This window comes from Lentilactobacillus kisonensis DSM 19906 = JCM 15041, assembly GCF_001434135.1.
Classification (GTDB): domain Bacteria; phylum Bacillota; class Bacilli; order Lactobacillales; family Lactobacillaceae; genus Lentilactobacillus; species Lentilactobacillus kisonensis.
On the sequence record NZ_AZEB01000027.1, the window covers coordinates 1 to 15,636 of the forward strand.

Sequence of the window (15,636 nt, forward strand, 5' to 3'; positions counted from 1 at the left end):
TTTCTAACTGGATCTAATCTTAGATTGTTTGAATTTCAAAAAATATCAGCGTGTTTATTCAGGGTTGTCGTGTAATATGTTTTCGGGATTTGGTGGCTTTTTGTGCGATGGAAACCGCTAGTCTTAGCAACAATATAAAGTGGTCGTTTTCGAGAAGCCTCAAAAATTCTGAAGAGGTAAGCTCCTATCATACCAAGTGCTGATAGAACAAGGCCGACCATCAAGAAAATTGCGAAAATGGCAAAGCGAATCGCATCAAGCTTTGTAAAAGTACAAAATATTAAGTAGCCAACGCTAAAAACGATCGAGAGAGATCCGAACCAGTTAGCGAATTGAAGTGGCAGTGAAGAAAATGAGGTTACGCCATCCATTGCTAGTTTGACCATCTTGGACAGTGGATACTTTGAGTAGCCAGTGATTCTCTCTTGGCGTTCATATGCAACATCTGTTTGCTTGAAGCCGACCCAACTAACCATCCCACGAACGAAAGGATCTGGCTCGTCCATTTGACTCAATTCACGAACCACTTGCCGATCTATTAAACGAAAGTCGCCTGTATCTAAGGGAATTTTAATACTGGTTATTTTTTCTAATGTTCGATAAAAGAGGGCGGCGGATCCCTTCTTAAACCAGCTTTCACCATTCCTTGATACCCGTTTACCATAGACCACTTGGTAACCCTCGTGCCATTTATTAACCATTTCAACAATTACTGAGGGCGGGTCTTGAAGGTCAGCATCCATTACCACCACCGCATCACCGGCTGCATAACGAATTCCAGCGGTAATGGCAAGTTGATGACCGAAGTTTCTAGAGAACTGGATCAGTTTAATATTTTGATGGTATTCTTGAGAGGTGGTAATTAGCCTAGCACTTTGATCAGAGGAGCCGTCATCTACAAAAATTAATTCAAAATTCTGGGACTGACTGATTGTAAATTTCTCGAGTACGTCAATTGTTTTCTCGATCCCTGCTTCCTCATTAAAAACCGGGAGCACAATTGAAATTAATTCATCTTTTTTATCCATTTGATAACCTCCTAGTAAAGTGAGTGGATCCAGGCGGTTAGAAACTGATGCATAAGTCTCCTTAGGCAGAAATTCTTGGTCTTGGAAATTTTAACCAGGGTGCTTACACTCAGATTCCTGTTTCGCCGATCTGTCCTATAGTGAATTATTTATAAATTGTTGATAGATCGTATAAGGTTCCAGATGTGTTCATTCCACCCATTCCAGTAGGACGTTGCGCCTTTGTTTGACTGGAAGCATTTGGGCGACTTGATTTTTTCTGGGTAATTGGTTTTTTCAAATGTTTATTTTTTTGACCAATTACTGGTTTCATGGTGCCTTTTTTACCAGCAGCAGGGGTAGTCCCTTGACCGCCAGGATTTGAAAATCGGTGATTCCCGAGGGCCTGTGAACTAGGTTGGCCTGTTAGCCGATTGCTGGTCTTGGTGCTTGATTCTTGATACAAGTTTGTTTTGACTTTAGTAGCATGTTTTTTAATCCAGTTAACAATTGCGGAGTTGCCAGATTTGCCAGAGTCATAATAGTATTTGAGTTGGCCTGTCCGTACTAGCTGTTTAAATTCCTTGAGGGTAATTGCTGGATCCGTTCCATTAAAGCCACCCATTGCCATCACTGCTTTGCCTGTTTTGATAATATATGGGGCGGCCGTAGTTGAATCACTAGTTGCAAACAGATATTTGGCAATCCCTTGGTTTTTCTTTAAGTAGCTAAGCATTTTTGAATTAACCTGACTATTGCCCATGCCACCACCCATGCCAGAGCCATTTTGATTAGAAGTTAATAAGGATGGCCCAGCGGTTGGGATCATAGCAGACTCTGCAGCAATTGTTGGGGTTAGCGACCACCAGGCTGGGGCAATTAGGATTGTTAACAGCCCACTGATTAACAATGGCTTTGTAATGGGGTGAGATGCTAAGCTGACGAGGCTAACTGAAATAATGATCGCCACACCTAGTATTATCCAGGTTAACCATGGGTAGTAAGCATGTACGTACCATGATTGCAAAGCTGCGGTCGCAACGATTGCGATTGGTAATAGATAAAATTGCCAGCTGCTTCGTCCCCTTTGATTGAATAATTGGCTGAGGGCGGTGACCCCAATTCCAAATAATGCCGCAATTGGGGGTGCCAACATGATTGTATAGTATGGGTGAAAGAAACTAGCGACACTAAAGAATCCATAGACTGGGACTAGCCAACTTGTCCAGAGAATTAATTGTTTTTGTTTATGGGTAAGGGAATACCACCTTTTCCTACGATCACGGTAAAATACCAAGCCACCAATCAGACCAATGATTGCAAATGGTAATAGCCAACTAATCTGCGGCCCTAACGATGATTGGAAAAGTCTAAACGGACCGATTGACCCAATATCAAATGCGCCGCCACCGATTCCGGCTTTTCCTGGTCCTCCCTTTTGGCGTTTGCCGCCAGGAATGGCGGGGATGTTTTTGTTGCCATTTTTAACGGACTTCATATTGGCTGGACGTTTCTGGCCCTTTGCGATGGTTGGCTGTCCCTTCTTGCTGTTCATACCACCGCCAAAAGTTCCGCCAGTTCCAGTTGTTTGGCCTAATAGCCGTTCAGTTCCGTTGTAACCAAACGCTAATTCCATCAATGAATTGGTTTGTGACCCCCCAATGTAGGGGCGATCTTTCGCTGACGTCATGTCCGTTGAAAGTGGCAATGCTAACGTGAAAATTAACAACGAGACGGTGGCAAAAGTTAATTTTTTGAGCTTTTGCTGCCACTTTTCGTTTGCTGTTAGCCAATAGAATAAATACATCGCTGGTAGAATCATGAATGCTTGGAGCATTTTGACGTTAAAGGCGATCCCAATCAAAGCAAAACTGGTGAGGAGTGGCAACCCTTTTTTACTCTTAACTGCCTTTTCCAGCAGGAATAACCCCAACAATAGGAAGAAGATTAGTGTTGCATCCATGTTATTTGTTCTTGAATCCGCAACCACAATGGGGGTTAAAGTCATTGCCAGCGCGGCTAAATGACCAGCTATTTTACCAAAGTAAGGCGCGACCAAGCGAAACATTAAGTAGACTGAGCCAACCCCGAATAAGACGGATGGTAAAACGACACTCCAGCCATGGAGACCAAAGATTTTAGCGCTGATTGCCATAAACCAAAGGGCAATAGGTGGTTTATCGACTGTAATATAGCCGGCAGGATCAAAGCTGCCATACCAAAAATTCTTGAAACTTTCAGTCATACTTTTAATTGCGGCGGTATAAAAAGCATTAGCTGACCCCGCTTTCCATATTTGCCAACCGTAAAGAAATAATGCGAGGATTAAAATGACTGTTAAAATCCAATCGAACTTAATGTGAGTTGCTTTGGGTCTAACTTTTGAGTCAATGTTCATTTTGTTGACTGGCATAATGATCGGCCTCCCTTAGTTGATTTGTACTGTTAAATACCCAAAATTTTGAAAGAAGAAAATTGATGGGCACGGTGATCATTAAGCTAAGCAAGGGAATTAAATGACTCGGAACCGTCAAGGAATGGCTGGCAAAGTGAGCAATTGCTATACTAATTAACCATGTCAACAAATAAGTTCCGTAATATTTAATAATGGTTTTCTTCAAGTTAGCATGAGCTTTGAATACCCATTGATTATTTAATGACAAGCCAATTAGAGAAGTGATCCCATAGCCAATTCCCATTGCAATGGTTGGCGTAGTTGGGCTTAGGAGCCCGATATAAATGATATAGGTTAAGCCAGTATTGAGCAGGCCGACCGTTGCAAACTTGATAAATTGTTTTGTGCTATTGATGATTTGCGCCTCCTTTATTTGATAATGTCCCGATTTTATCGAAATAAGCATAAGCTAAGCTTAAAATTTGGATTTCGCTAAAACTTTGTCTATTTTAGTTGACGAGGTTACAAAAACCATTTACTTTAAATACAGTAGATAAATGAGGAGGTACCAAAATGAAAGACCTTCATATTTTGATTGTTGAAGACGATGAAGAACTTGCTAAAAGCCTCCAGTTATTTCTTGGGGATGTTGCTCAAACAACCGTTTCCCACGATGGCTTTGAAGGCCAGATGTTGGGTCAAGAGGGGATTTATGATTTGGTTGTTTTGGACCTGATGCTTCCTCAAGTAAGTGGATATGATATTTTAAAGCACTGGCGAAATGAAGACCATCTGAGTATGCCAGTGTTAATTTTGACTGCTAAGGATACTCTTGATGATAAGGTTCATGGCTTCCAATTAGGGGCAGATGATTATCTGACAAAGCCATTTCATCGAGAAGAATTGTTGATGCGGGTCAAAGCACTACTTAAACGTAGCGGTCACCTTGGTAATGATAATCAACTTGCAATGGGGCCATTTAAGGTTAATTTGAGCAGCCGAATTGTAAGCGTTAATGACAAACAATTAGAATTAAACGGCAAAGAATTTGATTTATTAGTTTACTTCATTCAAAATCCCGATACGATTATTACTAAGGATCAGATATTTGATCGTTTATGGGGGTTTGAATCCGAAACAGCGATTTCAGTTGTCGAGGTTTATATGAGCAATTTACGAAAAAAACTAAAACAAACGTCGGGGCTTCAGCCGATTAAAACACTGCGAAATGTTGGTTATATGTTTGAAACGGAGGCATTGGATTGAAAAACGGCGACCCACAGCAAAAACAGCAGCTCTCATTATTTGTTAAGGAATTAGTTGGGTTTGCATTATTGTTCATGGTACTTGGACTTGTCGTTAATTTTTTCTTTCATCAGTCAATTTATAAAAATATTGATCATGGCCTCATTACCCAAAAGCAAGTTGTTTTAAATAATAAAAAGCAGCCAAGCTTCCGAACGGATAACGGTAGCGTAACGCCAAACGTTACGACACCAAATAATGGTGACACGCCTTTTAGAACGAATATTTTGGTGTTTAATAAACGAGGGCAAATCATTAACGCCCAGATGCTTGGTAACCGAATTTATAATTTGTTTATCAATACGCGGCTGGACCGAACACAGGTTAACAAGGTTCGAGAAGTCACCCTGATGTCGACTGATAATACGCTACATTATTTTCGGTCACTCCTAATCAAGGTTCCCAAGTCAAATACAAATCCAATGTATGCTGGGAACTATGTTTTAATATTAGAAAACATTGATACTGATTTACTCGCAATCAATAGTTTCAGGCGCTCGCTATTAATAACCTTGATTTTATTTTGGATCTTAGCGATTGGCATTGCCTATTACTTGTCTAGGTCCAGTATGAAACCAATTATGAAATCTTGGCAGCGCCAACGCCAGTTTAGTGCCAACGCCGCTCATGAATTGCGGACGCCGTTGACAGTCATTCAAAATCAGATGGAGTATATGCTTACCAAACCAAAAGAGCGGGTAGTTGATCAAGTAGATGCTATTTCGACATCACTCGACGAAGTCCGCCATCTTCAGACGTTAACAAATCGCTTATTAATGTTAGCGCGATCCGATGCTGGCAAGATTGAAATTAATCGTCAGCAAGTTGATTTAGTTCCGTGGTTTGATCAGATTTTAAAGCCATACACGGAAATTGCTGCAAGTCAACGAAAATCGCTGGCTGAATACCTTCAAGCAGCTGGAGCAGGTTGGTTTGACGCAGATTTAATTCGCCAGTTACTCATTATACTATTAGATAACGCCATTAAGTACACACCAGAAGGGGGAACGGTGACCGTTGGAACGAGCCGTGTTCGGGATAAATTAACGATTGAAGTTTCCGATACTGGTGCTGGAATTGCGGACGAAGATAAGAAACGGGTCTTTGACCGCTTTTACCGTTCTGACAAATCCAGAAACGCTAAAACTGGCGGTAATGGCCTCGGCCTGGCAATCGCAAACTGGATTGTGAGCCAGCATCATGGAACAATTATGGTTAAGGACAATCATCCCAAAGGTTCAGTGTTTGTCGTAACCATTAATATTCGAAATCAGGCTGGTGGCACCGATAAACCCAAAGTATCATAGTTTAAAATCAAAAACTCGTAAAATCAGTGGTTAGATCAACTGATTTTACGAGTTTTTGGCTTCGTTATAAATTCTGTTACACGCTTATAGAAAAGTGATTTTGTTACTTAGCCTGGGAGAGCCCGGGGAATAGATCATACAAATATTTGATTGGATCGGTAACGGTTAGTTTCTTCAAATAAACAACCTGAGTCACATTATCATAAGTTAGCATCAGTAACGCCTCACCATCTTCGTCTCGAACGACGTAATAGCGAATTCCCAATTGAATGGCGTGAAAGATCAGTTGTTGTGAAGTGGCTGAAAGTCTCCCCATGATGGGCAAAAGGGCTGGGGCATTAACCCGATCGTGCTGCCACTTTTTAGCAACTTCAGTTCCAAACGTCATCAGACTGTTGTCCTTGATGTGTGGTAAGAGCATTGCTGAGGCCGTCAATTCGGGATGCGTCATTACTTCGCTAAAATCGTCAAGTGCTTGGAGTTGTTCCGAATGGGCGTGAAGTGACTGAGCCATTTCTTTTAGCTCATCAAATATTTTGACGCCATCCGCCATTTTGAATGTTGGTTGATCCGGAGACTCCAACGCGACTTTATTGTTATCATCGAAAGCAGCCGTTAAATCTTGTTTAATAGTGGCGGGGTCAACCGGTGTCACCAACAGATACATCAGGAAAAATTTTAGGAAATACATAGCGTGCCGACTGATGCCGTTAGGAGTAAAGGGGGTGTTATCAATAATTCGTAACTCAAGGTAAGAGATCCCCTTTGTTCGATAGTCTTTTAGAGATTGTTGATCCCGAAGACGAACCGGTCCGTAGAATTCAGCGGTTGAATATAGGCGTTTATCGGCAATTGCGTTGGTAAGGGTATCAATATAGTTATTAAGGCTTGAATACATTGTGGCGTCAATCCGATCTTCAGGGTTGTTAACGTAGCCATAGAGACTACTACGGATACTACGGACGGGATGATCGACTAACGTGCTAATAACGTCATTCATGTAGCCCTTTTCGGCAATGGGGCTGGCACCAAAGAGATAGGTGATAAGCCATCGATGTAAAACGATGTTTTGAGCAAGCTGAAAGTATAACGCGTTTTTAAATTCAACTAACGATTTAAATTTGTCCTCATAGTGCGTGTAAAGTCGGTTGATTACAGGTTCTGGAATGCTGAAATTGAGGTGAACGCCGGTCACAAGTTTACGAGAAATGCCATACTTTTTGGTTAAATAATCTCGATATTCCTGATACTTTGGCCGGCCAAAATGAGTTTTGATGAAGTCAGTATCACCACTTATCAGAGCAGGGGGCATACTTAACGGCCAAATAAATTCGTCATCTTTGATTGAGCGGTGAAGGACTGTTTGTAGTATGTCCAGCTGATTTAAGACGCCACCAATAGTGGGATTGGGGTCAGTAATTAATTCACTCATCGATTCTGAAAAGTCGGATTGTAAGTAGGGATGATAGCTCCTAGATCCCAAATTTTGTGGATAAGGCTTTCGGCTTAAACGGCCTTCGTTATTAATTCGATGTTCTTCAACTTCCACGCCGACTAAGCTATGGTAAAGCTGCTCAGCAACGCCTTCTTCTTTTATGTAACGCAATAAATTTGTAAGCATCAGGAGTCCCCCAACCAGATTGATTTATTCATAATTATAACTAAAATTTCCTTAATTAACAGGATTGCCGCTCAATTCACTGAAAACTTCGTTATTTCGTAACTTTTTTCAAAATAGCCTGATCAGTTTACGTAATTAATAGTTGGAGGGTGATGAGATGTTGGTTGCAATGGCAAATAATAAACTAATAATGGCAAGTGCTGTGATGGGTGACGTAGGGCCGTTTATTTGCCCTTGCTGTCGGCTGCCGGTAATTTATAAACATGGTAACTATCGAATTCCTCATTTTAGCCATAAAGCCAAAGCAAACTGCTTTGGCTTTAGTGAAAACGAAAGTCAAAGCCACCTAAAGGGGAAGCTAACTTTTCAACGTCAGCTAACCGCAATTGGGTGTCATGTTGAGATCGAAGTCACGATGGCGGCAATTGAACAACGGGCTGATGTCTTCTTGCCAGATGATCGGGTTGTCTTAGAATATCAATGCAGTCCAATTTCATTTACGGAAATTCACCGGCGGACTGTTAACTATCACCAACTGGATAATGACGTTATTTGGATATTGGGCGACTATCACCGGGCGAAGGCGCTTCGCTCGGAAATGGTTGCTAAGTTCGCTAAATTTCAGGCCCAACTCGGCTTTTATATTATTTTCTATTCGGCCGTGAACGATCAGTTTTGGCTCTTTTATCAGTTGAAGGAAGTTGCAGGCAAGATTGAAAGGCAGACCCGGCAGTTCGAGACGTTGCCAAAGGTCCTGGATTTCATGAAGCACTATCGGCAACCAACTACTAAGAGCCAAATTCAGAATAAGGTATCACTACTGAACCAACTTCGGCGGATCCAGCAAAGCAATGTTTTACGGAATAATACCTACCGTGACATGGTAGCCGCATGTTACCAATCTGGTAAGCTCTTTGTCGGCTGTCCAATGGTTTGTCATGATAAATGGTGGATTGGGACGCCAGTCTTTAAACAGTCAATTCTTTGCTGGAAGGTTTGGATTGTCCTGGAACTTTTTGAACGGCGCCGAGGTAATGTGTCTAATCAACAGTTGAATCAGTTGTTTGTGGAGTCAGTGAATCTCTTTGGGAGGCAGATGGCTCAAGTTGATAATTATGCCCGCTTCTTTCAGATTGAATTTACGAATTTTATGATCGCATTACGTTCTAGTGGGTATATCCGGCATACGGTTGCCGGTATTAGGATTATTCGGCGGCCAGAATGGTTTGCCAGTTACGATCAAAAACGGGCCTTTATTCTGACGGGAAATCAGTGAGTGTGATAACCTTGGGGTATTGAATACTTGGAGGCGGATATTATGGCTAAAGCACAAGCATTACCACTTAGAAAGGATGTTCCGGTACCTTTAACCTGGGATTTAACGACGGTTTACAAAAATGATGATGCGTTTGAAACGGATTTTTCATTTATTCAAGATCAGATCAAAGTGATTTCGCAGTTAGCTGGAACCCTTGAAAACAGTGCAGATGCACTACTTAAAGCAACTGATCTTTACTTGGATTTAAATCGGAAGCTAGAAAAGGTGTACGTATACGCACAGTTGAAGAATGATCAGGATACGAGTGAAAATAAGTATCAGGCGATGTTTTCACGAGTAGAGGCACTAGCTGCAAAATTTGCGGCTGCTGTTTCATGGTTTGACCCGGAACTGTTGAAACTTACTGAAACGCAAATGAAGCAATATTATCAAACAGCGCCTAAACTCACCAATTATAAACGGCTATTTGATCAAACGTTTAAACAGCGTGGTCATATTTTGAGCAACGATGTTGAAGCAGTTTTAGCCGGGGCGGGGGATATCTTTTCCTCGGGTGAAAAAACGTTTGGTATTTTGGATAATACGGATTTGCCATTTCCAGTTGTGACTGATGATAACGGTAATCAGGTGCAGCTATCCCAAGGGGTGTACGGCATTTTATTGGAATCAACCAACCAAAAGGTCCGCAAGCAAGCGTTTCAAAAACTGTACGAAGTCTATGGTCAATTTCAGCATACCTTGGCTGCTACTTTAACGACAAACGTCAAGAATCATAATTTTAAAGCGACCGTTCGCAACTATCATAGTGCGTTGGAAGCGGCTTTAGCTGCTAATGAAGTGCCTACTAATGTTTACGAAAATCTAATTGAAGTTGTGAATAAGCATCTCGATTTGCTTCATCGTTACGTGGCGCTGCGAAAGCGAATTCTTAACCTGGATGAGTTGCATATGTATGATCTTTATACGTCGCTGATTGGTAAAAAGTCCCCGAAATACTCATTTGATCAGTCAAAAAAGATTGCCCTAGAGGCACTTCAGGTGATGGGGCCAGATTATGTCAATCATGTCAAAGAAGCCTTCGGTAACCGGTGGATTGACGTGGTTGAAAACCGCTATAAACGCAGTGGGGGTTACTCGTCTGGTACTTATGACACCAATCCATTTATTCTGTTAAATTGGAAGGACAATCTGGATAATTTATATACGTTGATCCATGAGACTGGCCACAGTATGCACAGTTACTATGCAACCCATAATCAGCCTTACCAGTATGGAGACTATTCAATCTTTGTCGCTGAAATTGCTTCAACAACCAATGAAAATATTTTGACCGATTATCTATTGGATAAATTCAAAGATGATACTGCAATGAAAAAGGTTATTTTGAATTATTATCTTGATGGCTTTAAGGGGACGGTATTCCGCCAGACTCAGTTTGCTGAATTTGAACAGTATATTCATGAGCAAGATGCTAAGGGACAACCACTTACTGCGGATTTCCTGGACAAGTATTACAAGCATTTGAATGCAAAGTATTATGGGGATGCTGTTATCTCAGATGATGAAATTGGCTTAGAATGGTCACGAATTCCCCATTTTTACTATAACTTTTACGTTTATCAGTACGCTACTGGATTTGCAGCAGCGTCAACATTGGCTGATGGCATTACGAGTGGTTCGGCTGACCACGTTGAAAAGTATCTTAATTTCCTAAAATCTGGCAGTTCGGACACCCCAACAAATGTGATGAAGAAGGCCGGCGTGGATATGACCAAGCCCGATTACCTTGAACATGCTTTTGAGATATTTGAGCGTCGCTTGAATGAATTTGAAAAATTAACTGAGACTGAGTCATAGTAGACGCAGGTAACTTCTTGGCAGGGATACTTTTCTCAGTTACTGGTTAACTAGTTATTCACACAAAAATCGTGTCACCACTCCCATGCGGAATAGTGACACGATTTTTAGTTAGGGATAGTGGCCCGTCCATTGTGGTGGACAGACCGTTCAACTACATTCTTCCCAGGTTAACAAATTGAACAACTGTCGAATTTGGATCAGTCGGTTTCGCCAATTCTTCAAAATGTTTAGCAGAACTAATGCTACGTGAACAGAAATTATACAAAGAATTGTAATCATAATCTTTAATTAAGAGACCATTACCATCAACAGCTGAATTGAATAGAACCGTGCTAGCTGGTGTTTTAACTGACATTTCATTAGCGACCCGCTGATCAGCCCGAAACATTTTTTTGGCTAGGTTGGAGCGACGATCTTCGCGAAACATATCACAATCTAAGCCATTTTTTTCCGCTAATTCTAAAACCAAATCATCACAATAATCTTCAGCGTTATCTAAAATCTCATGTTGCAGATCCATCAAAAAGTTTCTACCAAAACGCTTGCCCTGAAATGAGGCCGCTTTCGAGTCTAAAATCACTTTAAATGGGAGCTCATGATCGACAGCTTTTTCAGGCGTACAAGTGGCTAAATCATTGACAACCCTGATGTTTAACATTGTCAAAAATCTTACGGAAACGTTTGATTTAAGTTTTTGAGAAAGCTTGTTGATTACTTTTTCGGCGTCATAGCAATGTCGATTTAGCGGATCAATAAATAAATAAATTTCTAACACAATATTGCCCTCCAATGGTTTAATCGACAAATTAAGTAATATACTAATTAATCACTTAACTAAGAATAACAAATTTTACGGCAAAAACAACATATTTGCTCATAAAGAAATGGTCCCGTCTTTGGAAAGAGGGGTCAATATGGTAAAATGAACTTCGGTTTAATTTTTACTTGGATAAGGTGCTCGTTTGGGCATGATAGATTGGAAGTGTTAGCTTGGTTGAGAATTGGGATAATTTTTTAATACCTTACAAACAAGCTGTTGATGAATTAAAAGTAAAGCTACGCGGTATTCGCGCTCAGTTTTTAAAATTAGATGGTAGAAGCCCAATTGAGTTTGTGACTGGCCGGGTTAAACCCGTGGACAGCATTAAAGAAAAAATGGTTCGGCGGCATATCTCAGAGAACCGGCTTGAAGAAGATATGGAAGATATTGCCGGTTTGCGGATTATGTGTCAATTTGTTGAAGATATTTATCAAGTTGTTGATTTATTGAGAAAACGGACAGATATTAATATTCTTGAAGAACGCGATTATGTTCATAATAAGAAGCCCAGTGGTTACCGGTCATACCATATTATTTTTGAATACCCGGTTCAGATGCTGTCGGGTGAGAAAGTAATCTTAGCAGAGATTCAAGTGCGAACGCTCGCAATGAACTTCTGGGCAACAGTTGAACATTCACTTAATTATAAATATCAAGGAGAGTTCCCTGACGATCTCAAGGTGAGGTTGAAGCGTTCGGCTGAAGCTGCTTTTAAGCTTGATGAGGAAATGTCTGAGATTAGGGATGAACTTCAAGAAACTAATAATAAGTCAACAGGCAATAATTTGGGGAAATCATCAGATGAAAATAGCGATTTACAGTAATCTGGGGGAGTCGTCTAACAACGTGGCAACTGCCCTTAAGAAAGAAATTGATCATTCTAAACATTTGAGCGTTGACGGACTTAATCCCGAGATGGTCATTTCCGTTGGTGGGGATGGGACGCTCTTATCTGCATTTCATCACTATCAAGATATCAGTGATCAGATTCGGATGGTCGGCATTCATACCGGTCACCTAGGGTTTTATACTGATTGGCGGGACTACGAAGTGAGTGAACTTGTTGACAGTTTGGAACATGATAATGGTCAAAGCGTCACGTACCCGCTGTTAGATATCCGCGTTAATTACACTAGCGGTGGGTTTTCCGATCGGGGATTGGCACTCAATGAGTCAACCTTAAAGCAAATTAATGGAACGATGGTCGCCGATTTGTACATTAAAAATCAGCTTTTCGAAAGTTTTCGGGGAGATGGGCTGTGTGTATCAACGCCGAGTGGCTCAACCGCTTATAATAAATCCGTTGGTGGGGCGATTATTAACCCCTTGTTGAATGCTATTCAAGTTGCTGAAATTTCTTCGATTAATAACCGGGTATTCAGAACATTGGGGTCGCCGTTGATTATTGCTCCTGATGAATGGATTAAAGTTGTTTTAAAGTCATCTGGTCAAACCATCTTAACTTGTGATCATCAGGTAATTTCAACTGAGCCAATTGCGTCAATTGAATACCGAATTTCTAAGCGACGAATTGCTTTTGCCCAGTACCGCCATACGCAATTTTGGCGACGGGTAAGTAATTCATTCATTGGCAGGGCCACTTCTGATGACTGAATTTAGTTGGCAATATCAGGGAGACAGCCCGATTAAGGCACGGACGTTCATTATGGGATACGGTGTTACCCGAACGCTCCTTAAGAAGATTAAGTACCATGGCGGCCAGATTCGAGTTAATGGGCAGGCAGTTTTGGCAAATCGAATGGTGGATAGAGGCGACGTTGTAACGGTCGTGCTACCACCAGAGCCAGAAAACGACCACGTTGCGGTTTCAGCCGTGCCACTAAAGATTGTTCATGAAGATCCCAACTTTTTGATTGTGGATAAACCGGCTGGTGTCGCCTCTGTACCGTCACATAACTATGCACAAGACACGTTAGTTAATCGGGTGAAGGGTTACTATCAACGACAAGGCTATGCTAACCAGAAGATTCATATTGTTACTCGGTTGGATAAGGATACTAGCGGGCTAGTAATTTTTGCCAAACACCATTTTGCTCATTCCGTTTTGGATAAGCAGTTAAAAGACCGAACTATTCAAAAAACGTATTTAGCAATCACGTCTGGGCAGATTACTGCTGATCATTTTGAAATATATTTGCCGATTGGACGAGATGAAACATCGTTTGTTAAACGTCAAGTGACTAACTCTGGCAAGATGTCGATTACCGAGGGCTGGGTTGTACGGCGGCTACCACACCAAACGCTCGTCCGCTTACAGCTGCACACGGGACGGACCCACCAAATTCGCGTTCATCTGAGCGCGTTGGGGCATCCTTTAATTGGTGATTGGTTATATAATCCGACCAATCACTTGATGGCTCGTCAAGCACTACATTGTTACCACTTGGAATTTTATGATCCATTTAATCACCGACAAATTAGCTGTCATTCACCGTTGCCAGAGGATATGAAAACTTTCGTGGGAAATCAGTGGCTGCAGCCGTTTTAATTAGATAATTTAAAATTGAGCTTCCACCATGATTTTTGTCTAATCATGTGCTGGGGGCTCTTGGTTTGAACCCTGTGATATAATTAATAAGTCCTTGGAGGCATTTTTTCGTGAAAAAAATTGAAATTGGTAAACAATTTATAAGTAATCACCTTGATCTTTTTCGCTGCCCCATTTGTGATCAGCCGTTTGCTGAGATGACAGAATTCAGCTTGATATGCCCAAATGGCCATGGCTTTGATTTGTCTAAGAAAGGCACCTTATATTTTCTAACTCATAATTCGAATAATGAATATGATGCGGAAATGTTAAGTGCCCGCCATCAAATTCTGCAGGCGGGCTTGTTTGATCCAATTATCAAGGCGATTAGTGGACAACTTTCAGAGCAGCCCGAAACAATTTTAGATGTTGGCTGTGGGGAAGGGACACCACTTGCCAAACTTGAAAAATGCCGGCAAGATTTAGATGTTGCGGTGGGATTTGACATTTCTAAGGATGGCATCAATTTGGCAACTCAGCATGGGGCAAATGCCTTTTTCTGTGTGGCTGATTTGGCCCATCTTCCATTTAATGACCACGTATTTAGCACGGTTGTTGATTTGTTTTCACCTTCGGCATACAGTGAGTTTAATCGGGTCATCAAGCCGCACGGTAAGCTAATCAAAATCATTCCGAATAGCAATTACCTGCATGAGTTGCGGGCCCTTTTATTCGGAGATAACCAGCCAAATAGTTCTTACTCGAATCAAAGGGTTTATGATTTGTTCTTCGAGCATTACCCATCGGCAACGGTTAACAAGTTGTGTTATCAGTTCACGATTCCAACTGGTCTACAGCAGGCATTGATGCTCATGACCCCGCTTCACTGGGGGAAAAATCAAAATGAAGATGGGAAACGGTTGGTCGACGGTCTTACGTCCATTACGGTTGACGTTTCAATTTTAGTAAATCAATTCAATTAACTTTGGAGGAAAAAATGACGAATCATATTGTACTATTTGAACCACTGATGCCAGCAAATACGGGGAATATTGCTCGAACTTGTGCGGGCACCGACACGGTTTTAGATTTAATCGAACCACTTGGCTTCAGTATTGATGATAAGCATCTCAAACGAGCTGGATTAGACTATTGGAATAAGGTTCAAATTAATTATCACAAGAACTTACCCGAATTTTTAAAAACTGTAAAGGATCCCCAAAACCTATTCTTGGTTTCTAAATTTGCCAATCAGGATTACACTGATCCTGATTATTCAGATTCAACTCAGGATTATTATCTGCTGTTTGGTAAGGAGACGACTGGACTGCCAGAACCATTTATGCGTCAAAATCCAGAAAAGGCAATCCGAATTCCGCAAGATGACGATCATATTCGAGCATTGAACTTATCGAACACCTGCGCAATTGTGATCTATGAGGTTTTACGACAGCAGGGCTTTAATCAATTAGAGCGGACACACACGTATGAACATGATAAATTAAAGTGATTAGGTCACATTCTTAGGACAGCTCCTCTAGACAGAAACTTCCA

The 15,636-nt window shown here is 41.2% G+C and carries 14 protein-coding genes; 9 read left to right on the plus strand and 5 right to left on the minus strand.

Features of this window, described 5'->3' with window-relative positions; genetic code table 11:
- Window positions 1–35: 35 nt before the first annotated feature.
- The 3 genes from FC98_RS11265 to FC98_RS11275 all read right to left on the minus strand — a co-directional run bounded on the left by FC98_RS11265 (window position 36) and on the right by FC98_RS11275 (window position 3,868).
- Window positions 36–1,028, minus strand: a complete 993-nt coding sequence (locus FC98_RS11265; RefSeq protein WP_008855596.1) for a glycosyltransferase family 2 protein — start codon at window positions 1,026–1,028, stop codon at window positions 36–38.
- 145 nt (window positions 1,029–1,173) lie between these two features.
- On the minus strand, window positions 1,174–3,420 hold the full coding sequence (locus tag FC98_RS11270) for a glycosyltransferase family 39 protein (protein WP_056949582.1): 2,247 nt from the start codon (window positions 3,418–3,420) through the stop codon (window positions 1,174–1,176).
- A complete protein-coding gene (locus FC98_RS11275) occupies window positions 3,395–3,868 on the minus strand; it encodes a GtrA family protein (RefSeq protein WP_008855594.1) in 474 nt (157 codons plus the stop codon). Before FC98_RS11275 ends, FC98_RS11270 begins: the two co-directional genes overlap by 26 nt.
- Window positions 3,869–3,975: 107 nt before the next feature.
- On the opposite strand from FC98_RS11275, the gene FC98_RS11280 reads away from it, so the two are divergent.
- Both FC98_RS11280 and FC98_RS11285 read left to right on the plus strand, forming a co-directional pair.
- Window positions 3,976–4,668, plus strand: coding sequence for a response regulator transcription factor (locus FC98_RS11280; RefSeq protein ID WP_008855593.1), 693 nt, complete (start codon window positions 3,976–3,978; stop codon window positions 4,666–4,668).
- On the plus strand, window positions 4,665–6,014 hold the full coding sequence (locus tag FC98_RS11285) for a sensor histidine kinase (RefSeq protein ID WP_008855592.1): 1,350 nt from the start codon (window positions 4,665–4,667) through the stop codon (window positions 6,012–6,014). Before FC98_RS11280 ends, FC98_RS11285 begins: the two co-directional genes overlap by 4 nt.
- Window positions 6,015–6,117: 103 nt before the next feature.
- Here the strand turns inward: FC98_RS11285 and FC98_RS11290 are convergent, their stop codons facing one another.
- Window positions 6,118–7,635 carry a gamma-glutamylcysteine synthetase gene (locus FC98_RS11290; RefSeq protein ID WP_056949583.1) on the minus strand — a complete coding sequence of 506 codons (1,518 nt, stop codon included), beginning with the start codon at window positions 7,633–7,635 and terminating at the stop codon, window positions 6,118–6,120.
- A gap of 157 nt (window positions 7,636–7,792) precedes the next feature.
- Between FC98_RS11290 and FC98_RS11295 the strand changes: the two genes are divergently transcribed.
- Window positions 7,793–8,911, plus strand: coding sequence for a competence protein CoiA (locus FC98_RS11295; protein WP_056949584.1), 1,119 nt, complete (start codon window positions 7,793–7,795; stop codon window positions 8,909–8,911).
- A 42-nt stretch (window positions 8,912–8,953) separates the two neighbouring features.
- A complete protein-coding gene (gene pepF / locus FC98_RS11300; protein ID WP_056949585.1) occupies window positions 8,954–10,771 on the plus strand; it encodes an oligoendopeptidase F in 1,818 nt (605 codons plus the stop codon).
- Window positions 10,772–10,925: 154 nt separating this feature from the next.
- Here pepF and FC98_RS11305 read toward each other — a convergent pair whose 3' ends face one another.
- Window positions 10,926–11,549: a DsbA family protein gene (locus tag FC98_RS11305; protein ID WP_235803624.1), complete on the minus strand. Its 624-nt coding sequence runs from the start codon at window positions 11,547–11,549 to the stop codon at window positions 10,926–10,928.
- A 215-nt stretch (window positions 11,550–11,764) separates the two neighbouring features.
- Between FC98_RS11305 and yjbM the strand changes: the two genes are divergently transcribed.
- The 5 genes from yjbM (at window position 11,765) to FC98_RS11330 (ending at window position 15,592) form a co-directional block, all read left to right on the plus strand.
- Complete coding sequence (gene yjbM, locus FC98_RS11310; protein WP_056949586.1) at window positions 11,765–12,418, plus strand: GTP diphosphokinase; 654 nt, start codon at window positions 11,765–11,767, stop codon at window positions 12,416–12,418.
- A complete protein-coding gene (locus FC98_RS11315) occupies window positions 12,396–13,208 on the plus strand; it encodes an NAD kinase (protein ID WP_008856036.1) in 813 nt (270 codons plus the stop codon). Before yjbM ends, FC98_RS11315 begins: the two co-directional genes overlap by 23 nt.
- The gene (locus FC98_RS11320) at window positions 13,201–14,103 is read left to right on the plus strand and encodes an RluA family pseudouridine synthase (RefSeq protein ID WP_008856037.1); all 903 of its coding nucleotides are present in this window, start codon (window positions 13,201–13,203) and stop codon (window positions 14,101–14,103) included. Before FC98_RS11315 ends, FC98_RS11320 begins: the two co-directional genes overlap by 8 nt.
- A gap of 110 nt (window positions 14,104–14,213) precedes the next feature.
- On the plus strand, window positions 14,214–15,065 hold the full coding sequence (locus FC98_RS11325; protein WP_056949587.1) for a methyltransferase domain-containing protein: 852 nt from the start codon (window positions 14,214–14,216) through the stop codon (window positions 15,063–15,065).
- Between the two features lie 14 nt (window positions 15,066–15,079).
- Window positions 15,080–15,592: a tRNA (cytidine(34)-2'-O)-methyltransferase gene (locus FC98_RS11330; protein ID WP_008856039.1), complete on the plus strand. Its 513-nt coding sequence runs from the start codon at window positions 15,080–15,082 to the stop codon at window positions 15,590–15,592.
- Window positions 15,593–15,636 lie beyond the last annotated feature (44 nt).